The organism is Streptomyces sp. NPDC046308, assembly GCF_055588065.1.
The window spans coordinates 120,827-144,391 of sequence record NZ_JBVJFB010000011.1 but is presented as its reverse complement, the minus strand read 5'-3'; the positions used below and the strand labels follow the sequence as shown (position 1 = coordinate 144,391).

Genomic DNA, 23,565 nt, shown 5'->3' with positions numbered 1-23,565 from the left:
GTAGTCCTGAGCCATCCGCCGGAGGCGTGTTCACCATGGAAGTTTCCTGGGCCCTGTGGGCCGCGACCATTCTCGGTCTGTCCCTCCTCATCGGTGCCGATTTCTTCATCGGTCGCAAGCCGCACGACGTATCGATCAAGGAAGCCGGTACCTGGACGGTCGTCTGGATCGTCCTCGCCGCGCTCTTCGGCCTCGGCCTGTGGTTCTTCGGCAACCCGCAGGCGTCCCAGGAGTTCTTCGCGGGCTTCATCACCGAGAAGTCGCTGAGCGTCGACAACCTCTTCGTCTTCGTCCTGATCATGGCGAAGTTCGCGGTGCCGTCCCACCTCCAGCAGCGCGTGCTGCTCATCGGCGTACTGATCGCCCTGGTCCTGCGCGCGGTCTTCATCGCGGCCGGCGCCGCGATCATCGCCAGCTTCTCCTGGGTCTTCTACATCTTCGGCGCGTTCCTGATCTACACCGCGTGGAAGCTGATCCAGGAGGCCCGCAAGGACGAGGACGAGGAGGAGTTCGAGGAGAACCGTCTTCTCAAGTCCGTCGAGAAGAAGTTCGGCGTCGCCGACCGGTACCACGGCACCAAGCTCTTCATCGTCGACAACGGCAAGCGCGTGCTGACCCCGCTGATGGTCGTCATGCTCGCCATCGGCACCACCGACGTGCTGTTCGCCCTGGACTCGATCCCCGCGATCTTCGGCCTCACCCAGGACCCGTACATCGTCTTCACCGCCAACGCCTTCGCCCTGATGGGCCTGCGCCAGCTGTACTTCCTCATCGGCGGCCTGCTGAAGAAGCTGGTCCATCTCAGCTACGGCCTGTCCATCATCCTGGGCTTCATCGGCGTCAAGCTGGTGCTCCACGCCCTGCACGAGAACGGGGTGCACGTCCCGGTGATCTCGATCCCGGTCTCCCTCGGCGTCATCTGCGGTGTCCTGGTCATCACCACGATCACCAGCCTGATGGCCTCGAAGAAGCAGGCGGCGGCCGAGGCCGCCGCCCGCCAGGAGAGCATCGACGCGTAACCGCGGCTACGGGGCTACGCGGGGGCGGCCGCTTCGGCCGCCCCCGCTTCCGTTTCCCCGCCGGCGCCCGATCCCGCCCGCACGACCAGCGGACCGGTCTCCGGCAGCAGCGCGAAGCAGCCCAGGCTGACCAGGGCGATCCCGGTCAGGTACACCGCGACGCCCCAGGGCGGACCCGGGCCGTCCGCGAGCGCCGTCGACACGACGGGGGTGAGCGCCCCGCCCAGCACCCCGCCCAGGTTGTAGCCGACGGCCGCGCCGGTGCAGCGGATGCGCGGGGCGTACAGCTCCGGCAGGTACGCGCCCACCACCGCGAACATCGTCACCATGGCCAGCAGCGCCACCGCGAAGCCCGCCGTCATCAGCAGCGGATCGGCCGTACCGAGCAGCGCCACCAGCGGGAACATCGTCAGGACGCAGGCCGTGCACCCGGCCAGGCACAGCGGCCGCCGGCCGTGGCGGTCGCCGAGCACCGCCACCAGCGGGGTCGCCAGGCCCATCAGCGCGACGGCGCCCATGATGCAGGCCAGCACCACCGTCCGCCCCATTCCCAGGCGCTCGGTGGCGTAGGCGAGGGCCCAGGTGGTGACCGTGTAGAAGACGGCGTAGGCCACGGCGAGGGCCCCGCCCGTCAGCAGGAGCAGCCGCCAGTGACTCCGGAACACCTCGGCCACGGGTGCCTCGGCCCGCCGCCCGGTCTCGGTCAGCGCCTTGAACTGCGGGGTCTCCTCCACGGAGCGGCGCAGCCACAGCCCGGCCAGGGCCAGTAGCCCGGCGGCCCAGAACGGCACCCGCCACCCCCACGAGGTGAACTGCGCGTCGCTCAGCGACGCGGACAGCCCCAGCATCAGGCCGTTGGCCAGCAGGAAGCCCACCGGCGGGCCGATCTGCGGGAAGCTCGACCACAGCCCGCGCCGCTGTTCCGGCGCGTGCTCGGCGGTCAGCAGCACCGCGCCGCCCCACTCGCCGCCGAGCCCGAGACCCTGCAGGAAGCGCAGCAGGAGCAGCAGAACGGGCGCGGCCACGCCGATCGAGCCGTACGTGGGCACGCAGCCGACGGCGACCGTGGCGAGGCCCGTGAGGAGCAGGGAGGCGAGGAGCACCGGGCGCCGGCCGTGGCGGTCGCCGATGTGGCCGAAGACCGCCGAGCCGAGCGGGCGGGCGAGGAAGCCGACGGCGAAGGTGCCGAACGCGGCGAGGGTCCCGGCGAGCGGGGAGAAGGAAGGGAAGAAGAGCGGGCCGAGCACGAGGGCGGCGGCCGTTCCGTACACGAAGAAGTCGTAGAACTCGATCGCGGTACCGGCGAGGGAGGCCGAGGCGAGCCGCAGCATGCCGGGGCGGGTCGCGTCGTCGGCCCCGGAGGCGGGGGAGGGAGCGGGGGAGGGAGCGGGGGAGGACGCGAGGGGCGGGGAGGGGTCTTGGTGCATGGTGCACCAATTACCCCGTTCCCCACCCCTCGGGACGTGCGTTCGGCCGTCAACGACCGGAAGGAGTGCGTCGCGTACCGAAGTTGACGCGCCGCCCCGGCTACCAGCCGCGCTCGCGCCATTCGGCCAGGTGCGGACGCTCCGCGCCGAGCGTGGTGTCGTTGCCGTGGCCCGGGTAGACCCAGGTCTCGTCCGACAGCTGCTCGAAGAGCTTGTGCTGCACGTCGTCGATCAGGCTCGCGAAGGCCTTCGGGTCGCCCTGGGTGTTGCCGACGCCGCCGGGGAAGAGGCAGTCGCCGGTGAACACGTGCGCGTGGCCGTGCGGGTCGTCGTAGATCAGGGCGATCGAGCCGGGGGTGTGTCCGACCAGGTGGCGGGCGGTCAGCGTGACCCGCCCGACCTGGACCGTGTCCCCGTCCGCCACGGCCACGTCGGTCGCCACCGGGATGCCCTCGATGTCCTGGGCGCCCGCGTAGGTCCGCGCGCCGGTCGCCGCGACGACCTCGGCGAGCGCGCCCCAGTGGTCGCCGTGCCGGTGGGTGGTGACGACGGACGCGATGCCGTCGTCCCCGATCAGGCTCAGCAGCGTGTCCGCCTCGGCGGCCGCGTCGATGAGCAGCTGCTCGTCGGTGGCCCGGCAGCGCAGCAGGTACGCGTTGTTGTTCATGGGGCCCACCGCGACCTTGGAAATCATCAGGTCCGCGAGCTCGTGCACGTCGGCCGGACCGCCGACCTTGACCTCTCCGGTGTACGTCATGAGGTGATCCTAGAGCGGCGGGAGCTCGGGCAGGGGGCCGCCGGTGGTGGTCAGGGAGGCGCCCTTGTCGCCGCGGCCGGCCAGCCAGGCCAGCAGCCCGGCGGCGGTGCCGGACACGGTCACGGCGGGCTCCCCGGCGGAGCCGGTGCGCCAGGTCCGCCCGTCGGCGGTGACCAGGGCCGTCGGCGGCACTTCCGGGCGCGCCGACCAGCGGTCGGCGAGGAAGGTGATCTCGCGGTCGATGAACTCCGCGGGCAGGTCGTCGAGCTCGTAGCCGATGTTCAGGTCGACGTGGTGCAGGTCGACCTCGACCCAGCGGCGGAACGGCACGTTGGCGGCGAGGTCGGTGATGCCGTTGCGCAGTTCGACGGTGCGGGACCAGTCCTGGTCGGGCTCCGTGGTGGCGAGGAAGCGGGCCCCGGAATCACGGAGGTCCGCGAGGTGTTCTTCCAGGGGCCGGCCGGCGTCGCGTGCGATGTCCGCGTCGCGGGCGGAGGCGCTCTCGTACATCGGGCGCCCCTCGAAGACGTTCACGAGGGCGTCGGCGTTGCGCGCGAGGTGGGCCAGGACGTGGCCGCGCGTCCAGCCGGGGAGATGTGACTCCTCGGCGAGGGCCGCGTTGTCCATTTTCGCGACTGCGGTCAGCAGCCGGTCCGTGGCTTCACGTACAGATCGCAGGTCGTGCACATGATCAGTCATGAGTCGAGCCTAGTGCTCCCGGGGGTTCGGCCACACGATCGGGTGAAGAGGTCTTCGGAGTGCCGTAAATCGAATGTGCGTGCTATACGCTCGAAGTCCAGACTCCATCTCCACCGCAGTGGCGCCCCCCATACCCTGGGACGGGGGCCCGTGCCCCCGCTCTCTCAAGAAAGGTGCGGACCGGCGTGACCGACCGTCTCATCGTTCGTGGCGCTCGCGAGCACAACCTCAAGAACGTCTCGCTCGACCTGCCCCGCGACTCGCTCATCGTCTTCACCGGACTCTCCGGCTCGGGCAAGTCCTCCCTGGCCTTCGACACGATCTTCGCCGAGGGCCAGCGCCGCTACGTCGAGTCGCTCTCGTCGTACGCACGCCAGTTCCTCGGGCAGATGGACAAGCCCGACGTCGACTTCATCGAGGGCCTCTCCCCGGCCGTCTCGATCGACCAGAAGTCGACCTCGCGCAACCCGCGCTCGACCGTGGGCACCATCACCGAGGTCTACGACTACCTCCGCCTCCTCTTCGCCCGCATCGGCAAGCCGCACTGCCCCGAGTGCCGCCGCCCCATCTCGCGGCAGTCCCCGCAGGCGATCGTCGACAAGGTGCTCGCGCTCCCCGAGGGCAGCCGCTTCCAGGTGCTCTCGCCGCTGGTGCGCGAGCGCAAGGGCGAGTTCGTCGACCTCTTCGCCGACCTGCAGACCAAGGGTTACAGCCGGGCCCGGGTGGACGGGGAGACCATCCAGCTCTCCGAGCCGCCCACCCTGAAGAAGCAGGAGAAGCACACGATCGAGGTGGTCATCGACCGCCTCACCGTCAAGGACAGCGCCAAGCGCCGGCTCACCGACTCCGTGGAGACCGCCCTCGGCCTCTCCGGCGGCATGGTGATCCTGGACTTCGTCGACCTCGCCGAGGACGACCCCGAGCGTGAGCGGATGTTCTCCGAGCACCTCTACTGCCCGTACGACGACCTCTCCTTCGAGGAGCTGGAGCCGCGCTCCTTCTCCTTCAACTCGCCCTTCGGCGCCTGCCCCGAGTGCACCGGCATCGGCACGCGCATGGAGGTCGACCCCGAGCTGATCATTCCGGACGAGGACAAGTCCCTGGACGAGGGCGCCGTCTCGCCGTGGTCGCTCGGCCACACCAAGGACTACTTCCAGCGGCTGATCGGCGCGCTCGCCGGGGAGCTCGGCTTCCGGACCGACATCCCGTGGGCCGGGCTGCCGGCGCGCGCCAAGAAGGCCCTGCTCTACGGGCACAAGACGCAGATCGAGGTCCGCTACCGCAACCGGTACGGACGCGAACGGGCCTACACGACGGCCTTCGAGGGCGCCGTGCCGTTCGTCAAGCGCCGGCACGCGGAATCGGAGAGCGACGCCAGCCGCGAGCGCTTCGAGGGCTACATGCGCGAGGTGCCCTGCCCGACCTGTCAGGGCACCCGCCTCAAGCCGATCGTCCTCGCCGTGACGGTGATGGAGAAGTCCATCGCCGAGGTCGCCGCCATGTCGATCAGCGAGTGCGCGGACTTCCTGGGACGGCTGCGCCTCGACGCCCGCGACAAGAAGATCGCCGAGCGGGTCCTGAAGGAGGTCAACGAGCGGCTCCGCTTCCTCGTCGACGTCGGTCTCGACTACCTCTCGCTCAACCGGGCCGCCGGCACCCTCTCGGGCGGCGAGGCCCAGCGCATCCGGCTCGCCACACAGATCGGCTCCGGCCTGGTCGGCGTGCTGTACGTGCTGGACGAGCCCTCCATCGGCCTGCACCAGCGGGACAACCACCGGCTGATCGAGACGCTGGTCCGGCTGCGGGACATGGGCAACACGCTCATCGTGGTCGAGCACGACGAGGACACCATCAAGGTGGCCGACTGGGTCGTGGACATCGGTCCGGGCGCGGGTGAGCACGGCGGCAAGGTGGTGCACAGCGGTTCGCTGAAGGACCTGCTGAAGAACACCGAGTCGATGACGGGGCAGTACCTGTCGGGCAAGCGCTCCATCGCGATCCCGGACGTGCGCCGGCCCGTGAACGGAGAGCGCAGGCTCACCGTCCACGGTGCCAAGGAGAACAACCTGCGGGACATCGACGTGTCCTTCCCGCTGGGCGTCCTCACGGCCGTGACCGGCGTGTCCGGCTCGGGCAAGTCGACGCTGGTCAACGACATCCTCTACACGCACCTGGCGCGCGAGCTGAACGGCGCCCGCTCGGTGCCCGGGCGGCACACCCGGGTGGACGGGGACGACCTCGTCGACAAGGTCGTGCACGTCGACCAGTCGCCGATCGGCCGGACCCCGCGGTCCAACCCGGCCACGTACACCGGCGTCTTCGACCACGTCCGCAAGCTCTTCGCGGAGACGATGGAGGCGAAGGTGCGCGGCTACCTGCCGGGCCGCTTCTCCTTCAACGTGAAGGGCGGCCGCTGCGAGAACTGCTCGGGCGACGGCACGATCAAGATCGAGATGAACTTCCTGCCGGACGTCTACGTCCCGTGCGAGGTGTGCCACGGCGCCCGGTACAACCGGGAGACGCTGGAGGTCCACTACAAGGGCAAGTCCATCGCCGAGGTCCTGAACATGCCGATCGAGGAGGCGCTGGGCTTCTTCGAGGCGGTGCCGACGATCGCCCGCCACCTGAAGACGCTGAACGAGGTCGGGCTGGGCTACGTCCGCCTCGGCCAGTCGGCGCCGACGCTGTCGGGCGGTGAGGCGCAGCGCGTCAAGCTGGCCTCCGAGCTGCAGAAGCGGTCGACGGGCCGGACGGTGTACGTGTTGGACGAGCCGACGACGGGTCTGCACTTCGAGGACATCTCGAAGCTGATCAAGGTGCTGTCGGGGCTGGTCGACAAGGGGAACTCGGTGATCGTCATCGAGCACAACCTCGACGTCATCAAGACCGCGGACTGGGTCATCGACATGGGCCCGGAAGGCGGCTACGGCGGCGGTCTGGTGGTGGCCGAGGGCACGCCGGAGCAGGTGGCGTCGGTGGGGGCCAGCCACACCGGCAAGTTCCTGCGGGACATCCTGGGGGCGGACCGGGTCTCCGACGGGACGCCTCCGGCGCGGGCCGCGGTGAAGAAGGCTCCGGCCAAGAAGACCGCCGCCGCGAAGAAGGCGGCCCCGGCCAAGAAGACGGCGTCGCGGGCCCGCAAGGCGTAGCCGCTGCGCGAAGCCGGACAGGAGGGGCTCGGCTGCGGCCGGGCCCCTCTTCGTCTGCGGCGCCGCTGCCGGCGGCTCTGCCCCCGGACTCCCCCAGACTTCGTCCGGGGGGACCCCCAGCGCCTCACACGCCGGCGGGGCTGAGATCGGCGCGGGAGCGGAGCGCCGTTAGGAGGCGACGCCCAGCGTGTGAGCGATGTAGGCCCGGTCGGTGAGGGTGGTCAGGAGGGCATCGGCGACGTCCGCCCGGGGGATGGCGCGGCCGCCGCGGACATTGGCGTCGAGCGCACGGCGGTACGTGCCCGTGCGCGGCTTGTCGCGGAGCATCGGCGGGCGGATGACCGTCCACTCGGCTCCGCTCGCGCTCAGCTCCGCCTCCATGACCGCGAGGTCCGCGTACAGGTCGCGCAGCAGTCGGCGCAGCAGGGGGTAGACCACCGCCCGGGTGAGCACGCTCTCGCCCTGCGCCGGCGGGCCGACCGGGGCCGCGCTGACGACCGAGAGGCGGGTCACGCCCGCCCGGTCCATCGCCGCGAGGACGGCCCGTACCGCCGGGCCCGTCACCGGGGCCGCCTTGGCCTGCTTGTTGCTCGCCGCGCCGAGCGCCGAGATCACCGCGGACCGGCCCGCCAGTACGGGGACCAGCGCGTCCTCGTCCGTCAGATCGGCGACGACGGCCACCCGGAGGCGGTCATGGGCCGGCACCGGCAGCCGGGCCGGGTCGCGGACGACCGCCGTGACCTCGTGCCCAGCGGCCAGCGCCTGCTTGACGACCTCCTGGCCGACGCCGCCCGTGGCTCCGAACACCGTGAGTTTCATCCTGGCTCCCGGGACCTAGGGGAAAGGGGGGTGGGTGAGTGTTTACTCACCTCTGCCTGCCCTTAGAGTGAGTGAATGCTCACCCCGAAGTCAAGCCGTCCCACCCCCGAGCGGCTGCTCGACGCCGCCGAGAAGCTGATGCGCACCAGCGGCCTGGCCAACGCCACCACCAAGGCCATCGCCCGCGAGGCCGGCTGCTCGGAGGCCGCGCTCTACAAGTACTTCGCGAACAAGGAGGAGCTGTTCGTCCGCGTGCTGATGGAGCGCACCCCCAACGCGGGCCCGCTCATGGCCGCCCTGGACGCCGATCCCGATCCGGCGGAGCAGGGGGTCGAGGAAGTGCTCACCGACATCGCCCGGCACGCCTCGCTCTTCTACGCCGACGCCATGCCCATCGCCGCCTCGCTCTTCGCCGAACCCGCCCTGCTGATCCGGCACCGCGAGGGCGTGCGGGAGATCGGTTCCGGGCCCCACGTGGTCCTCGACGCGCTGGCCGGCCGGCTGCGGCGGGAGCTCGACGCCGGCCGGCTGCGGGCCGACGCCGATCCGGCGGCGGCCGCCGCCCTGCTGCTCGGCGCCTGCTTCCAGCGGGCCTTCTTCCTGCACTTCTCCGGCGCCCACGTGGTCCAGCCGGTGGAGGAGTTCGCCCCGGCCGTGGCCGGGACCCTGTGGGCCGCTATCCGCTGAGCTCCGCCGCGTACGGGGGCTCCGCGCCCGGCCGCGTGCAGGTCAGGGCCGCCGCGTGGGCGGCGTAGGCGAGGACGTCCGGCCAGTCCACCGGCTGCCCCGGCGCCCCGGCGAGCCGGTGCAGCAGGGCCGCGTTGACGGTGTCGCCCGCCCCGATCGTGTCGGCCACCGCGACCCGGCGGGCGGCCACCGAATGCTCCGCGCCCTCCCGCGTCCAGACGGTCAGGCCCGCCGCGCCCCGGGTCAGCACCACCGCCGAGGGCCCCGCCGCCAGCCAGTCGCGGACCCCGCCGCCCAGCCAGGCCGCGTCCTCCTCGGACAGCTTGAGGACGGTCGTGCTCGGCAGCAGCCGCTCCAGGAAGCGCGCGCGGTACCCCGCCGGGTCCGCGATCAGCGCCGGCCGGATGTTGGGGTCCAGCAGGGTCAGCAGCCCGCGCCGCGACTCCCGGCGCAGCAGGGCCTCGTACGCGCTCGCGCCCGGTTCCAGGACCAGCGAGCAGGTGCCGAGCGCGAGGGCCCGTACCCCGTCGGGGAGGGCGGGCGGCAGGGTGAACAGCCGGTCCGCCGTGCCCTCGACGTAGAAGCCGTACGAGGCGGAGCCGTCCGGGGCCAGCGAGGGGACGGCGAGCGTGGTCGGCTCCGGTCCGCGCTGGACCAGCGACACGTCGACCCCGGCCGCGCGCAGCCCGGCCAGCAGGCTCTCGCCGAAGCCGTCCGCGGAGACCCGCGAGCAGAAGGCCGCCTCGGCGCCGAGCCGCCCGAGGGCGAGCGCGGTGTTGTACGGTCCGCCGCCCGGCCGGGGCAGCAGCGCGCCCGGCGGCCGCGCCACGGGCACCAGGTCGATGAGGGCTTCTCCGCCGACGACGATCACGCGGGGGAAGGTACCCCATGCGGCGGCGGTATCGTCGGGTGGGCCGGTGCCCCGGCCGGGCCCCCGCCCGCACCACGGCCCGTGCCTGCGCCCGTACCCGTACCCCGCCCCCCGTGCCCGCACCTCAGGAGAACCGCATGTCCGCGCCGCAGTCAGCCGCCCGCCGTACCGTCCTCAAGGGCGCCGCCGCGCTCGCCGGGGCCGCCGGCGCCGCAGCGACGCTCGCGGCCTGCTCCACCGAGACCGACAGCGGGAGCGGCACTCCCGCCACGCCCACCGCGCCGGTGGAGCTCGGCGCTGCGGCCGACGTCCCGGTGGGCGGCGCCAAGCTGTACCGGGAGCGGAAGCTGATCGTCAGCTGCCCGGCGGAGGGCCGGTACCAGGCCTTCAGCGCCCAGTGCACGCACGCGGGCTGCGTCCTCGACAAGATCGTCGAGGGTCAGGGCAACTGCCCCTGCCACGGCAGCCGCTTCGACGCGGCCACCGGCAAGGTCCTGCGCGGCCCGGCGTCCGCCCCGCTGCCCGCCGTCCCCGTCCGGGCCGAGAACGGCAAGCTCATCGCGGGCTGACCCCGTAGGGCCACGGCTCACTCCCAGTCCCAGCTGATCCCGAGGATCCCGCGCCGCACCGTCTGTTCCACCAGGTGCACCGCCCGGTGCCGGCCACTGGGCGTGAGGTCCACCAGGCCCGTGCGCGGGGCCCTCGGCCCGGTCCGGGCGAAGCGCCGGCAGCGCACCGGCAGGGCCGCCTCGTCGAAGCGGACCTGGAGCATGTACTGGCCGCCCGCGTAGCTGAAGCCGCGCACGTACTCGCCGCTGCGGGAGCCCGTGCCGTCCTCGATGCCGTAGCCGAAGACGTAGGTGTCCCCGCGCCGCAGCCGTGCGTCGAAGAGCAGCTCCGCGACCACGATCCCGGCCTCCGGATGGCAGCGCACCCGGCCGGTGCGGCAGTTCTCGTACGCCGCCACGCGCATCCGGGAGACGTCGCAGCCCGGGTCGCCGTGGTGGACGGCGAGGTAGCGGTCGACCCCGTCGCGGTGCGCGCGCACGATCTGCTGCGACTCGCGGACCCGCAGCTCGCCCGCCGGGCCGATGCGGACCCGCTCGTGGTGGCCGAGTGAGTGCAGTCCGCCGTCCGGCGGCAGCTCCATCCCGTCCAGCAGCCGCTCCACCGCGGCGCCCATGCTGAACAGGGCCCGGTACGAGCGGGCGGCCGGACGGGCCGGCCCCGGACCGGGTTCCGGCGCGGCGAGCAGCCGCAGGAGGGCGCCGTCGGGCAGCTCCAGGATCTCCTCCAGGGCGGTGACGGCCCGCAGCGACTCCGGGTGGCGCGGCCGCCGGGCGCCCTGCTGCCAGTAACTGAGGCTGGTGACACCGATCTTGATGCCCCGCGCCGCCAGCCGGTGCTGGATCCGGTGCAGGGGCAGCCCGCGCGCGGCGAGGGCGGCGCGCAGGGCGAGGTGGAAGGGGCCGCCGCGCAGCAACCGGCAGAGTTCGGCCGTGTCCCCCGTCGGCGCCATCACGACTCCTCTGTGAACGTTCACGCGCGTCGGCGCGGAGGATCGGGCCGCAGGCTCCGGGGGACCAGGTGGAACGACAGCAACCGTTCACACCACAGCCCCACCGTTCACACTGCAACGTCACCGCGTATTGAAGCGTGTTGACCTGATCGCGACAACTGTTCGATGCTCCTCCACAGCGTCCGGACGCGCTCCTCCACCCCCACTCCCCCCACGGGAGGAACGCGATGCGCACCCGAAACCGGCGGCTTTCCCTGGCCGCCCTCCTGACCGCCGTGCTGTTCACCCTGCCCGTCGCCGCCGCCACCGCCACGGCGGCCGAGACCGGCACCGACTCCGCCCTGGCCTACAAACGCCTGAACATCACCATGCAGGCGCAGCAGAAGACCAACTGGTGCTGGGCCGCCGGCGGCAACACCATCGCCACCTGGTTCGGCCGGAACTACTCCCAGAACCAGTTCTGCAACGCCGCCTTCAACCGCCAGCAGGGCTCCGAGTGCCCCAACAACCAGGCCACCCTCGGCAACGTCCAGACCGGACTGCGCTGGGCCGGCATCAACCCCGGTTCGTACGTCACCGGCTGGCTCCAGTACTCCACCGTCCAGACCGAGATCAACGCGAACCGGCCGATCGAGACCCGGATCCAGTGGTCGAACGGCGGCGGCCACATGCACGTCGTCTACGGCTACGACACCGCGAGCAACTGGGTGTACTGGGGCGACCCCTGGCCCTCCAGCGACCGCTACAACTGGGCCTCGCACGCCTGGTACGTGAACAACAGCACCTTCTCCTGGACCCACTCCCTCTACCGGATCGGGGCGTGACCGCCATGACCCTGCGCGCCACCGCCGCCGCCGCGGTCCTCGCCGCCACCGCCCTCCTCGGGATCGCCCCGCTCGCCGCCGCGGCCACCGGGGGTCCCGTGCCGCAGCCCGAGGCCGCCACCGCCGAGAACCGGGCCGCCGCCGCGCGGGCGGCCACCGCACCCGACACCCTCGCCACGCTGTCCCGCTTCTTCGCCCGGGAGGGCAAGGTCTCCCTCACGGCCGCGCAGCCCCGGATCGAGGGCGAGGCGATACCGGTCAACCACCTCTCCCCGGACTTCGTCGCGGGCCGGGCGGGGGCGCCCGTCGCCCGCCTGGAGTTCCTCGCCAGCAAGGCGGTCTCCTCCGACGGGCAGCAGGCCGCGCTGTGGACGGCCCGGACCGAGGCGGGCTGGCAGGTGGTGAACATCGCCACCGGCGACGACGAATTCCGCTACGCGCGGCTGGGCGCGGAGAAACTGCCCGGTGGGACGGTGTTCCGGGAGCCGCAGATCGACGCGTGGTACGTGGCCGGGGGCGGACGGGTGCTGCCGCTGGACGAGGACGCGGTGCGGGCCGTGGGCGCCGGGGGCGCAGGCCTGGACGGGTACCGGGCCCGGGTGACCGCCGCCTACGGGGACAAGCTGCCCGGCTCCGCTTATGCCGCGCGGGGCGGGGCGGGCGGCTACGCCGAGCCGGCCGTGACCGGCGCCGCCGGGACTCCCGTGGAGGTGTTCGCCGCAGGCGCGGCGGCGCTGACGTTGGGCGGAGCCGGGCTGCTGGCCCTGCGCCGCCGCCGGACCGTGGCCGCAGGGTAGCCCCCCCCGCCCGGGCAGGGTCCGGCCGAGGCCAGGGGCCGGGCCCTGCGGGCGGCTCTCCCCGCCCCGCCCTTTCGCCGTTTCCCGGGGCTCCGCCCCGGACCCCGGTCCTCGAACGCCGGACGGGCTGGAAGATCCAGCCCCGCCGGCGTTCGAGGCGACGGGTCCGGGGCGGAGCCCCGAGCTGTCGGACGGCCCGGATCCGCACACCTGCCCGGAGGGCTGCGGCACGTTGTCGGACCACGCCAGTAGGGTGGTTGGCATGGCCGACCCTTCCAGCTACCGCCCCCAGCCGGGACAGATCCCCGACTCCCCGGGGGTCTACCGGTTCCGTGACGAGCACCGCCGGGTGATCTACGTCGGGAAGGCCAAGAGCCTGCGCCAGCGCCTGGCCAGCTACTTCCAGGACGTCGCCGGCCTGCACCCCCGTACCGCCACCATGGTGACCACGGCCGCCTCCGTCGAGTGGACCGTGGTGTCCACCGAGGTGGAGGCGCTCCAGCTGGAGTATTCGTGGATCAAGGAGTTCGATCCCCGGTTCAACGTCAAGTACCGGGACGACAAGAGCTACCCCTCCCTCGCCGTGACCATGAACGAGCAGTACCCCCGCGTCCAGGTCATGCGCGGGCCCAAGAAGAAGGGCGTGCGCTACTTCGGTCCGTACGGGCACGCCTGGGCCATCCGCGAGACCGTCGACCTGATGCTCCGGGTGTTCCCGGTGCGGACCTGCTCCGCCGGAGTGTTCAAGCGCTCCGCCCAGATCGGCCGCCCCTGCCTGCTCGGCTACATCGGCAAGTGCTCCGCCCCCTGCGTCGGCCGGGTCACCCCCGAGGAGCACCGCGAACTGGCCGAGGACTTCTGTGACTTCATGGCCGGGCGGACGGGGACGTACCTCTCCCGCCTGGAGCGGGAGATGCACGAGGCCGCCGAGGAGATGGAGTACGAGAAGGCCGCCCGGCTGCGCGACGACATGGGGGCGCTGCGCCGGGCCATGGAGAAGAACGCCGTCGTGCTGGCCGACGCCACGGACGCCGACCTGATCGCGGTCGCCGAGGACGAGCTCGAGGCGGCGGTGCAGATCTTCCACGTGCGCGGCGGCCGGGTCCGCGGCCAGCGCGGGTGGGTCACCGACAAGGTGGAGGCCGTCGACACCGCCGGGCTCGTCGAGCACGCCCTCCAGCAGCTGTACGGCGAGGAGAAGGGCGAGGCCGTCCCCAAGGAGGTGCTGGTCCCGGCGCTGCCGCAGGACACGGCCGCGCTGAGCCAGTGGCTCGCCGACCACCGGGGATCCCAGGTCAGCCTGCGGATACCGCAGCGCGGCGACAAGAAGGCCCTCATGGAGACCGTCCACCGCAACGCGCAGCAGTCCCTCGCCCTGCACAAGACCAAGCGCGCCAGCGACCTCACCACCCGCTCCCGGGCCCTGGAGGAGATCGCCGAGGCCCTGGAGCTCGACAGCGCGCCGCTGCGCATCGAGTGCTTCGACATCTCCCACCTCCAGGGGGACGACGTCGTCGCGTCGATGGTGGTGTTCGAGGACGGGCTGGCCCGCAAGAGCGAGTACCGGCGCTTCCAGATCAAGTCCTTCGAGGGGCAGGACGACGTCCGCTCCATGCACGAGGTGGTCTCGCGGCGCTTCCGCCGCTACCTCCAGGAGAAGCTGAAGACCGGCGAGTGGGAGGCCGAGGAGGGCGAGGGCGCGGTGCCCGAGGACGACGGGCGGCCCAAGCGCTTCGCGTACCCGCCGCAGCTCGTCGTCGTCGACGGCGGGCAGCCGCAGGTCGCCGCGGCCAAGCGGGCCCTGGAGGAGCTGGGGGTGGACGACGTCGCCGTGTGCGGCCTGGCCAAGCGGCTGGAGGAGGTCTGGCTGCCCGGCGAGGACGATCCGGTCGTGCTGCCCCGCAGCAGCGAGGGCCTCTACCTGCTCCAGCGGGTGCGTGACGAAGCCCACCGCTTCGCCATCCGGTACCAGCGCAACAAGCGCGGCAAGCGCCTGACGTCCGGCCCCCTGGACGAGGTGCCCGGCCTCGGCGAGAGCCGCAAACAAGCCCTGATCAAGCACTTCGGTTCGGTGAAGAAGCTGAGACAGGCGACAATCGACCAGATCTGCGAGGTCCCGGGCATAGGACGCAAGACGGCCGAGACCGTGGCCGCGGCCCTCGCCGGTGCGGTCCCCGCCGGCCCTGCCGTCAACATGGCGACAGGAGAGATCATTGAGGATGAGAACCCCGCCCCCGCGGGTGGGGGCACCTCCCAGCCGTAACCGGGAGCCATCGTCCGAACGGGGGACCGAGCAATGACCGAGCACGAGACCACGCACGACCGAGACGGAGCACAGGTGAGTACGGGCACGACAGCGGAGCCCGGCGAGACCGCCGAGGCGGCCATCCCCGAGCTGGTGATCATCTCCGGCATGTCCGGGGCCGGCCGCAGTACGGCGGCCAAGTGTCTGGAGGACCTCGGCTGGTTCGTCGTCGACAACCTCCCGCCGGCGCTGATCCCCACCATGGTGGAGCTCGGCGCCCGCTCCCAGGGCAACGTGGCACGCATCGCCGTCGTCGTCGACGTCCGCGGGCGCCAGTTCTTCGACGCCCTGCGCGAGTCCCTCGCCGACCTCGACAGCCGTGGCGTCACCCGCCGGATCGTCTTCCTGGAGTCCTCGGACGACGCGCTGGTGCGCCGCTTCGAGTCGGTCCGACGCCCGCACCCGCTCCAGGGCGACGGGCGCATCACCGACGGCATCGCCGCCGAGCGCGACCTGCTGCGCGAGCTGCGCGGCGACGCCGACCTGGTGATCGACACGTCCAGCCTGAACGTGCACGAGCTGCGCGCCAAGATGGACGCCCAGTTCGCCGGGGACGAGGAGCCCGAGCTGCGGGCCACCGTCATGTCCTTCGGCTACAAGTACGGCCTCCCCGTCGACGCCGACCTCGTCGTCGACTGCCGCTTCATCCCGAACCCGCACTGGGTCCCGGAGCTGCGCCCCTTCACCGGGCTCAACGAGGAGGTGTCGGGGTACGTCTTCAGCCAGCCCGGCGCCAAGGAGTTCCTCGACCGCTACACCGAGCTGCTCCAGCTGATCGCCACCGGCTACCGCCGCGAGGGCAAGCGGTACGTGACCATCGCGGTCGGCTGCACGGGCGGCAAGCACCGCAGCGTGGCCATGTCCGAGAAGCTCGCCGCCCGCCTCGCCTCCGAGGGAGTCGAGACCGTCGTCGTCCACCGGGACATGGGGCGCGAGTGACCGCACGGACCCCGCGGCTGAGCCGTCTGCGCCGCCTCACCCCCGGACGGGGCGAGGACGGCGCGGGCCGCTCCGGCCGCTCCGGCCGCCGGCGCGGAGCCACGCCCAAGGTGGTGGCGCTCGGCGGCGGCCAGGGCCTGTCGGCCTCCCTCGCCGCCCTGCGCCGGATCACCGGTGACCTCACCGCCGTGGTCACCGTCGCCGACGACGGCGGATCCAGCGGCCGGCTCCGGGAGGAGCTCGGCGTGCTCCCGCCCGGCGACCTGCGCAAGGCGCTGGCCGCGCTGTGCGGGGACGACGACTGGGGCCAGACCTGGGCCCGGGTCATCCAGCACCGCTTCCAGTCCGAGGGCGACCTGCACGGGCACGCCGTCGGCAACCTGCTGATCGTCGCCCTGTGGGAACAGCTCGGCGACCCCGTCCAGGCCCTCGACCTGGTGGGCAGGCTGCTCGGTGCCCAGGGCCGGGTGCTGCCGATGTCGGCGGTGCCGCTGGAGCTCCAGGCCCTGGTCAGGGGGCACGATCCGGCCAGACCCGAGGACGTGGACACCGTCCGCGGGCAGGCCACCGTGGCGCTGACTCCGGGCGAGGTGCTCTCCGTACAGGTGGTGCCGAGCGACCCGCCGGCCGTGCCGGAGGCCGTCGCGGCCGTCCTGGACGCCGACTGGGTGGTTCTCGGCCCGGGGTCCTGGTTCTCCTCCGTCATTCCGCACCTGCTGGTGCCGGAACTGCTCGACGCGCTGGTCGAGACGAAGGCCCGGCGGGTCCTCTCGCTGAACCTCGCGCCGCAGCCCGGCGAAACAGAGGGCTTCTCTCCGCAGCGTCATTTGGAGGTTTTGGCCCGACACGCCCCTAAACTCGCCCTGGACGTGGTGCTGGCCGACGAGGCCGCCGTGCCCGACCGCGAGTCCCTCGCCGATGCCGCGAAACGGTTCGGTGCCGCGGTCGAGCTGGCCCCCGTGGCCAGGCAGGACGGTTCTCCGAAGCACGACCCGGAGCTGCTGGCCGCCGCGTACGACCGTATTTTTCGGATGCATGGAAGGATCGGCCCATGGCGATGACGCCCGCGGTGAAGGATGAGATCTCCCGCCTTCCCGTCACCCGGACCTGCTGCAGGAAGGCGGAGGTCTCGGCGATCCTTCGGTTCGCGGGCGGCCTGCACCTGGTGAGCGGCCGCATCGTCATCGAGGCGGAGCTCGACACCGGGATCGCGGCCAGACGTCTGCGCAAGGACATCCTGGAGATCTTCGGCCATTCCTCGGACCTGGTGGTGATGGCCCCCGGCGGACTGCGCCGCGGCAGCCGCTACGTGGTCCGCGTCGTGGCCGGCGGCGACCAGCTGGCCCGCCAGACGGGCCTCGTGGACGGCCGCGGGCGTCCCATCCGGGGCCTGCCCCCGCAGGTGGTCTCCGGCGCCACCTGTGACGCCGAGGCGGCGTGGCGCGGCGCCTTCCTGGCCCACGGCTCGCTCACCGAGCCGGGCCGGTCCTCCTCCCTGGAGGTCACCTGCCCCGGCCCGGAGGCCGCCCTGGCCCTGGTGGGCGCCGCCCGCAGGCTCTCCATCGCCGCCAAGGCGCGCGAGGTGCGCGGGGTCGATCGGGTCGTCGTCCGTGACGGCGACGCGATCGGCGCCCTGCTGACCCGCCTCGGCGCCCACGAGTCCGTGCTGGCCTGGGAGGAACGGCGGATGCGGCGCGAGGTGCGCGCCACCGCCAACCGCCTCGCCAACTTCGACGACGCCAACCTGCGCCGCTCGGCGCGGGCCGCGGTGGCCGCCGGAGCCCGCGTGCAGCGCGCGTTGGAGATCCTCGGCGAGGAGGTCCCCGAGCACCTCGCCGCGGCCGGCCGGCTGCGCATGGAGCACAAGCAGGCCTCCCTGGAGGAGCTGGGCGCGCTCGCCGACCCGCCGCTGACCAAGGACGCCGTCGCAGGCCGGATCCGCCGCCTGCTGGCGATGGCCGACAAGCGGGCCCAGGACCTCGGCATCCCGGGCACCGAGTCGAACCTCGACCTTAGCGAGGAGATGGCCGACAACATGGCCGGTTAGCCGACGGTCCGTGTACGGCAAAGGGGCTCGCGCGATCACTCGTGCGGGCCCCTTTGCCGTAGGCCCCATTGACATGAGCATGGGCCGGTCTTGAGTCTGGCGTCCGAACGCTTTCGTGGCAGACGACGCCCAGGGGGGCACATGAGGCACCGCGCGAGATCGATCCTCGCCGCAAGCGCACTCGTCTTCGCAAGCACACTCGCCGCGCTACCCGCGGCGGCCCAGGCCCAGCCCGGTTCCGGCACCGCACCCGGCGCCGACGAGGTGCGGGTCTACGACGCCGACATCACCCGGGAACAGGTCCCGCTCGTCCTCGCCGCCGGCCAGGACGCCCACGAGCTCAGCGAGCGGGCCCCGGAGAGCGGTACCGCCCGGGTCGAGCTCTTCCTCACCGGCGGCCAGGCCAAGGACCTCGCCGCCCAGGGCGTCAAGCTCGCCGAGCGGAAGATCGGGGCGCAGGGGCTGGCCCGTGCCAAGGCCGCCGGCGACGGCGTGTTCCGCCCGTACAGCGGCAAGGGCGGCCTCCAGGAGGAGATCCTGCGCACGGCGCAGGAGAACCCGGGGCTCACCAAGGTCGTCTCCATCGGCAAGACCGTCCGGGGCAAGGACATCCTCGCCCTCAAGGTCAGCAAGAACGCCAAGAAGACCAAGGACGGCGACAAGCCCTCCGTGCTCTACATGTCCAACCAGCACGCCCGTGAGTGGATCACCCCCGAGATGACCCGGCGGCTGATGCACCACACGATCGACAACTACGGCAAGGACCAGCGGATCACCAGGCTGGTGGACTCCACCGAGCTGTGGTTCCTGCTCTCCGCCAACCCGGACGGGTACGACTTCACGCACGCCCCGGACGGCGAGCGGCTGTGGCGCAAGAACCTGCGCGACAACAACGGCGACGGCAAGATCACCGCCGGCGACGGGATCGACCTCAACCGCAACTTCGCCTACAAGTGGGGTTACGACAACGAGGGTTCCTCCCCGAACCAGGCGAGCGAGACCTACCGCGGCCCGAAGGCCTCCTCCGAGCCCGAGACCACCGCCCTCGACGCCTTCGAGAAGCGCATCGGCTTCGACTACGCCATCAACTACCACTCCGCCGCCGAGCTGCTGCTCTACGGCGTCGGCTGGCAGGTGGCCACCCCCACCCCCGACGACGTCGCCTACAAGGCACTCGCCGGCACCCCGGAGAACCCCGCGGTCCCCGGCTACTACCCGCAGGTCTCCTCCGAGCTCTACACGACGAACGGCGAGGCCGACGGCCACGCCTCCAACGTCAACGGCATCATGATGTTCACGCCGGAGATGACCACCTGCCAGACCGCCTCGGCGGCCGACCCGAACGACCAGTGGAGGCCCGAGGACTGCGCCTCCGGCTTCAACTTCCCGGACGACGAGAAGCTCATCCAGGCGGAGTTCGCCAAGAACGTCCCCTTCGCGCTGTCCGTGGCCGAGAGCGCCGAGCACCCGGACCAGCCGAAGTCCTCCCTGGGCCTGAAGGCCGCCGACTTCACCGTCGACCCCTTCACCACCTCCTACGTCGCCCGGGGCGAGGACCAGACGGTCTCCGTCACGGCCCGCAAGGCGCTGAAGGACAAGGAGCTCAACTTCCGGATCAACGGCGGCCGCACGCACGACGAGGACCTCAAGGCCTGGAAGGGCGGCGAGGCCTACGGCGGCGACGACAACAACTGGTTCGACGAGTACCGCGCCAAGGTGGACGGCGCGAGGCCCGGCGACAAGGTGGAGGTCTGGTTCACCGGCCGGGACCGCGCCGGCAAGCAGGTCTCCAGCGAGCACTTCACGTACACGGTGGCCGAGCGGCCACGCGCGGACGTCCTGGTGATCGCCGAGGAGGGAGCCAAGGCCCAGCACGCCCAGAGCTACGTCGACGCCCTGCGCGCCAACGGGAGGTCCGCGGCGGTCTGGGACGTGGCGACGCAGGGTGCCCCGCACCACCTCGGCGTGCTCTCGCACTTCCGTACGGCCGTTCACTACACCGGGGCCAAGACCCCCGGCGGTGACACCCAGCTCGCGGTGCGCGACTTCCTGAACGAGGGCGGCAAGCTGATCGAGGCCGGTGAGCTGGCGGGCGGCAACGCCCAGGTCGGCCGCGCCGTGACCAACGACTTCAGCCAGTACTGGCTCGGCGCGTACAGCCGGACCAGCACGCCCGGCGCGACCGGCTTCACCGGCGCCGGCTCCCTGACCGGGGCGAAGGGCGGTCTCGGCGACGCAGCCGGCAACCCGCTGAACGCCCCCGGCGGCTACACCGTCACCTCCGAGAGCCTGGCCCCCGCGCAGTTCCCGCAGTTCAAGAGCGCCCAGGCGGGCCAGTTCACCGGGGTCGTGAACCCGTACGCCCCCTACGCGGGCACCGGGATGGCCTCGGCCCTGCACGCGGACGACGACTGGAAGCGCCTCGTCCGCACGATCGACCTCACCGGCGTCACCGCGGCCGACCAGCCGCAGCTGAAGCTCGCCCTCAACTGGAACACGGAGGAGGGCTACGACCACGCCGCGCTGGAGGCCCGTACGGCCGGCGGCGACGACTGGACCACGCTGCCGGACCGCGGCGGTCTGAGCAGCACCACGGTGCCGGAGGAGTGCGCGGCCGGGTTCTTCGTGAACGACCACCCCTTCCTGCGCCGCTACCTCACGCTCGACGCGGGCGGCTGCACCCCGCAGGGCACCAGCGGCCAGTGGAACAGCTTCACCGGTTCCTCCGGCGGCTGGAAGCAGGTCTCGTTCGACCTGAGCGCGTACGCGGGCAGGACCGTCGAGGTCTCGCTCTCCTACATCACCGACCCGGGCTCGGGCGGCCGCGGCGTGTTCGCGGACGAGGCGCGCCTGTCCGTCGGCGGCGCGGAACAGGCCGTCGACGGCTTCGAGTCCTCCTTCGGTGTCTGGACGGTCCAGGGCGCACCCGCCGGAAGCCCCGACGTCCCCGGCGGCTGGTCCCGTTCCGGCGAACTGGTCAAGTCCTATGCGGCGGTCACCACCCGTGACACCGTCCTGCTGGGCTTCGGACTGGAACACCTGCCCGCCGCGGCCGACCGCGCCCTACTCGTCGGTAAGGCGCTGCGCACACTGAACCGCTGATCGGCGGCCCTTCGTCACTCACCCTGAGTGACGGGGACCAAAGTCCCCCCGGTCCCGTTCCGGAGCGTCAGGAACGGGGCCGGGGCGTGTGTCCCCCACGAAGCGGGGGGAGTGTCAGGCTCCGACCGATGTCACCCAAAAGCTCACGGAGAGGTAGGGTCGTAAGCGGTCGGGGACATCCCATTTCAGCTCGCCGGCGCACTAACCGGCGCACCAACGAGGAGATCGGTTCGTGACGATCCGCGTAGGCATCAACGGTTTTGGCCGCATTGGCCGCAACTACTTCCGGGCGCTCCTGGAGCAGGGAGCGGACATCGAGATCGTCGGTGTCAACGACCTGACTGACAACGCCACCCTGGTGCACCTTCTCAAGTACGACACCATTCTGGGCCGGCTGAAGCACGAGGTCAGCCACACCGACAACAGCATCACCGTCGGTGGCCAGACCTTCAAGACCTTCGCCGAGCGCGACCCCGCGAACCTCCCCTGGGGTGAACTGGGCGCCGACATCGTCATCGAGTCGACCGGCATCTTCACCAAGAAGGCCGACGCCGCCAAGCACATCGCGGCCGGCGCGAAGAAGGTCCTCATCTCGGCTCCGGCCAAGGACGAGGACATCACCATCGTCATGGGCGTCAACCAGGACAAGTACGACGCGGCCAACCACCACGTCATCTCCAACGCGTCCTGCACCACCAACTGCGTGGCGCCGATGGCCAAGGTCCTCGACGAGAACTTCGGCATCGTCAAGGGCATGATGACGACGGTCCACGCGTACACGAACGACCAGCGCATCCTGGACTTCCCGCACTCGGACCTGCGTCGCGCCCGCGCCGCCGCCGAGAACATCATCCCGACGTCCACCGGTGCCGCCAAGGCCACCGCGCTGGTCCTCCCGCAGCTCAAGGGCAAGCTGGACGGCATCGCCATGCGCGTCCCGGTCCCGACCGGCTCGGTCACCGACCTGGTCCTGGAGCTCTCCCGCGAGACCACGGTGGAAGAGATCAACGCGGCCTTCCAGAAGGCCTCGGAGGGGCAGCTGAAGGGCATCCTCGACTACACCGAGGACGCGATCGTCTCCTCCGACATCGTGAACTGGCCCGCGTCCTGCACCTTCGACTCCTCCCTGACCATGGTCCAGGAAGGCACGCAGGTTAAGGTCGTCGGCTGGTACGACAACGAGTGGGGCTACTCCAACCGTCTCGTCGACCTCACCGTCTTCGTCGGCGGTCAGCTCTAAGCACATAGGCAAGGCACCACGATGTGAGCACAGGGTCCGAGCAGCGCGACGAAGCGCCGCACGGGCCCTGTTGCTTGCCTCGTTCTCCCTTCCTCGCCCTTCGAGCGAAGGGCACAAAGGAGTAGGTACACATGAAGACGATCGATGAACTCCTCGCCGAGGGCGTCAAGGGCAAGCGGGTCTTCGTCCGCGCGGACCTGAACGTCCCGCTGGACGGCGACCGCATCACCGACGACGGCCGCATCCGCGCCGTCCAGCCCACGATCGCGAAGCTCGCCGCCGCCGGCGCCCGCGTCATCGTGGCCTCGCACCTGGGCCGCCCGAAGGGCACCGGCGTGGAGCCGGCCTTCTCGCTCGCCCCCGCCGCCACCCGCCTCGGCGAACTGCTCGGCGCGGACGTCGCCTTCGCCGGCGACACGGTCGGCGCCTCCGCCAAGGCGACCGTCGCGGCCCTCACCGACGGCCAGGTGGCCGTCATCGAGAACCTGCGCTTCAACGCCGGTGAGACCTCGAAGGACGACGCCGAGCGCGGCGCCTTCGCGGACCAGCTCGCCGAGCTCGCCGACGTCTACGTCGGCGACGGCTTCGGCGCCGTCCACCGCAAGCACGCCTCGGTCTTCGACCTCCCCGCGCGCCTCCCGCACGCGGCCGGCTACCTCATCGCCACCGAGGTCGGCGTCCTGAAGAGGCTCACCGCCGAGGTCGAGCGCCCCTACGTCGTGGTCCTCGGCGGCGCCAAGGTCTCCGACAAGCTGGCCGTCATCGACGAGCTGCTCGGCAAGGCCGACCGCATCCTCATCGGCGGCGGCATGGCCTACACCTTCCTCTACGCCAAGGGCTACGAGGTCGGTATCTCCCTGCTCCAGAAGGACCAGGTGGAGAAGGTCAAGGAGTACATGGAGCGCGCCGAGAAGACCGGCGTCGAGCTGGTCCTCCCGGTCGACGTGCTGGTCTCCGCGGAGTTCCCGGACCTGAAGGGCAAGACCCCGGCCGTCTTCGACACCGTGGCCGCCGACGCGATCCCGGAGGACAAGGAGGGCCTGGACATCGGTCCCGAGACGCGCAAGCTGTACGCGTCGAAGATCGCCGATGCCAAGACCGTCTTCTGGAACGGTCCGGTCGGCGTGTTCGAGCACCCCGACTACGCCGGCGGTACCGCGGCCATCGCCCAGGCCCTGCTCGACAGCAGCGCCTTCACCGTCGTCGGCGGCGGAGACAGCGCCGCCGCGGTCCGCATCCTCGGCTTCGACGAGAATGCTTTCGGCCACATCTCTACCGGTGGCGGCGCCTCCCTCGAATACCTCGAGGGCAAGACGCTCCCCGGCCTCGCCGCCCTGGAGGGCTGACCCCTTATGTCTGACGCT

The 23,565-nt window shown here is 71.7% G+C and carries 19 protein-coding genes; 13 read left to right on the top strand and 6 right to left on the bottom strand.

Features of this window, described 5'->3' with window-relative positions:
- Window positions 1-35 precede the first annotated feature (35 nt).
- Window positions 36-1,019, top strand: coding sequence for a TerC/Alx family metal homeostasis membrane protein (locus tag ACZ6JT_RS33595; protein WP_469215714.1), 984 nt, complete (start codon window positions 36-38; stop codon window positions 1,017-1,019).
- A gap of 14 nt (window positions 1,020-1,033) precedes the next feature.
- On the opposite strand, the gene ACZ6JT_RS33590 is transcribed toward ACZ6JT_RS33595, so the two are convergent.
- The 3 genes from ACZ6JT_RS33590 to ACZ6JT_RS33580 all read right to left on the bottom strand — a co-directional run bounded on the left by ACZ6JT_RS33590 (window position 1,034) and on the right by ACZ6JT_RS33580 (window position 3,902).
- Window positions 1,034-2,350 (bottom strand): MFS transporter, encoded by a 1,317-nt coding sequence (locus ACZ6JT_RS33590; RefSeq protein WP_469215824.1) that lies wholly within the window; start codon window positions 2,348-2,350, stop codon window positions 1,034-1,036.
- 196 nt (window positions 2,351-2,546) lie between these two features.
- Window positions 2,547-3,203: an MBL fold metallo-hydrolase gene (locus ACZ6JT_RS33585; RefSeq protein WP_469215712.1), complete on the bottom strand. Its 657-nt coding sequence runs from the start codon at window positions 3,201-3,203 to the stop codon at window positions 2,547-2,549.
- Between the two features lie 9 nt (window positions 3,204-3,212).
- Entirely contained in the window at window positions 3,213-3,902 is a 690-nt protein-coding gene (locus ACZ6JT_RS33580) for a maleylpyruvate isomerase family mycothiol-dependent enzyme (protein WP_469215710.1), read from the bottom strand.
- 185 nt (window positions 3,903-4,087) lie between these two features.
- On the opposite strand from ACZ6JT_RS33580, the gene uvrA reads away from it, so the two are divergent.
- Window positions 4,088-7,051: an excinuclease ABC subunit UvrA gene (uvrA, locus tag ACZ6JT_RS33575; protein WP_469215708.1), complete on the top strand. Its 2,964-nt coding sequence runs from the start codon at window positions 4,088-4,090 to the stop codon at window positions 7,049-7,051.
- A 168-nt stretch (window positions 7,052-7,219) separates the two neighbouring features.
- Here the strand turns inward: uvrA and ACZ6JT_RS33570 are convergent, their stop codons facing one another.
- Entirely contained in the window at window positions 7,220-7,870 is a 651-nt protein-coding gene (locus ACZ6JT_RS33570; RefSeq protein ID WP_469215706.1) for an NAD(P)-dependent oxidoreductase, read from the bottom strand.
- A gap of 75 nt (window positions 7,871-7,945) precedes the next feature.
- On the opposite strand from ACZ6JT_RS33570, the gene ACZ6JT_RS33565 reads away from it, so the two are divergent.
- Window positions 7,946-8,557 carry a TetR/AcrR family transcriptional regulator gene (locus ACZ6JT_RS33565; RefSeq protein ID WP_469215704.1) on the top strand — a complete coding sequence of 204 codons (612 nt, stop codon included), beginning with the start codon at window positions 7,946-7,948 and terminating at the stop codon, window positions 8,555-8,557.
- Here ACZ6JT_RS33565 and ACZ6JT_RS33560 read toward each other — a convergent pair.
- On the bottom strand, window positions 8,547-9,428 hold the full coding sequence (locus ACZ6JT_RS33560) for a carbohydrate kinase family protein (RefSeq protein ID WP_469215702.1): 882 nt from the start codon (window positions 9,426-9,428) through the stop codon (window positions 8,547-8,549). The genes ACZ6JT_RS33565 and ACZ6JT_RS33560 overlap by 11 nt on opposite strands.
- A gap of 137 nt (window positions 9,429-9,565) precedes the next feature.
- Here ACZ6JT_RS33560 and ACZ6JT_RS33555 point away from each other — a divergent pair, with 137 nt between their 5' ends.
- Window positions 9,566-9,997, top strand: a complete 432-nt coding sequence (locus ACZ6JT_RS33555; protein ID WP_469215701.1) for a Rieske (2Fe-2S) protein — start codon at window positions 9,566-9,568, stop codon at window positions 9,995-9,997.
- Between the two features lie 17 nt (window positions 9,998-10,014).
- Here the strand turns inward: ACZ6JT_RS33555 and ACZ6JT_RS33550 are convergent, their stop codons facing one another.
- Window positions 10,015-10,947, bottom strand: a complete 933-nt coding sequence (locus tag ACZ6JT_RS33550) for a hypothetical protein (protein ID WP_469215699.1) — start codon at window positions 10,945-10,947, stop codon at window positions 10,015-10,017.
- Between the two features lie 227 nt (window positions 10,948-11,174).
- Between ACZ6JT_RS33550 and ACZ6JT_RS33545 the strand changes: the two genes are divergently transcribed.
- The 9 genes from ACZ6JT_RS33545 to ACZ6JT_RS33505 all read left to right on the top strand — a co-directional run bounded on the left by ACZ6JT_RS33545 (window position 11,175) and on the right by ACZ6JT_RS33505 (window position 23,547).
- The gene (locus ACZ6JT_RS33545; RefSeq protein WP_469215697.1) at window positions 11,175-11,771 is read left to right on the top strand and encodes a papain-like cysteine protease family protein; all 597 of its coding nucleotides are present in this window, start codon (window positions 11,175-11,177) and stop codon (window positions 11,769-11,771) included.
- 5 nt (window positions 11,772-11,776) lie between these two features.
- Window positions 11,777-12,568: a hypothetical protein gene (locus ACZ6JT_RS33540; protein ID WP_469215822.1), complete on the top strand. Its 792-nt coding sequence runs from the start codon at window positions 11,777-11,779 to the stop codon at window positions 12,566-12,568.
- 262 nt (window positions 12,569-12,830) lie between these two features.
- Window positions 12,831-14,831 carry an excinuclease ABC subunit UvrC gene (uvrC, locus tag ACZ6JT_RS33535; protein ID WP_469215696.1) on the top strand — a complete coding sequence of 667 codons (2,001 nt, stop codon included), beginning with the start codon at window positions 12,831-12,833 and terminating at the stop codon, window positions 14,829-14,831.
- Between the two features lie 33 nt (window positions 14,832-14,864).
- Window positions 14,865-15,812 (top strand): RNase adapter RapZ, encoded by a 948-nt coding sequence (gene rapZ / locus ACZ6JT_RS33530; protein ID WP_388836148.1) that lies wholly within the window; start codon window positions 14,865-14,867, stop codon window positions 15,810-15,812.
- Window positions 15,809-16,873 carry a gluconeogenesis factor YvcK family protein gene (locus ACZ6JT_RS33525; protein WP_469215694.1) on the top strand — a complete coding sequence of 355 codons (1,065 nt, stop codon included), beginning with the start codon at window positions 15,809-15,811 and terminating at the stop codon, window positions 16,871-16,873. Before rapZ ends, ACZ6JT_RS33525 begins: the two co-directional genes overlap by 4 nt.
- Window positions 16,864-17,859 (top strand): DNA-binding protein WhiA, encoded by a 996-nt coding sequence (whiA, locus tag ACZ6JT_RS33520; protein ID WP_030009075.1) that lies wholly within the window; start codon window positions 16,864-16,866, stop codon window positions 17,857-17,859. The genes ACZ6JT_RS33525 and whiA overlap by 10 nt, the downstream gene beginning before the upstream one ends.
- A 141-nt stretch (window positions 17,860-18,000) precedes the next feature.
- Window positions 18,001-20,961 (top strand): M14 family metallopeptidase, encoded by a 2,961-nt coding sequence (locus tag ACZ6JT_RS33515; RefSeq protein ID WP_469215693.1) that lies wholly within the window; start codon window positions 18,001-18,003, stop codon window positions 20,959-20,961.
- A 232-nt stretch (window positions 20,962-21,193) separates the two neighbouring features.
- On the top strand, window positions 21,194-22,201 hold the full coding sequence (gap, locus tag ACZ6JT_RS33510; RefSeq protein ID WP_030707022.1) for a type I glyceraldehyde-3-phosphate dehydrogenase: 1,008 nt from the start codon (window positions 21,194-21,196) through the stop codon (window positions 22,199-22,201).
- Window positions 22,202-22,332: 131 nt separating this feature from the next.
- Window positions 22,333-23,547, top strand: a complete 1,215-nt coding sequence (locus ACZ6JT_RS33505) for a phosphoglycerate kinase (protein WP_469215691.1) — start codon at window positions 22,333-22,335, stop codon at window positions 23,545-23,547.
- The last annotated feature ends 18 nt before the right edge of the window (window positions 23,548-23,565 follow it).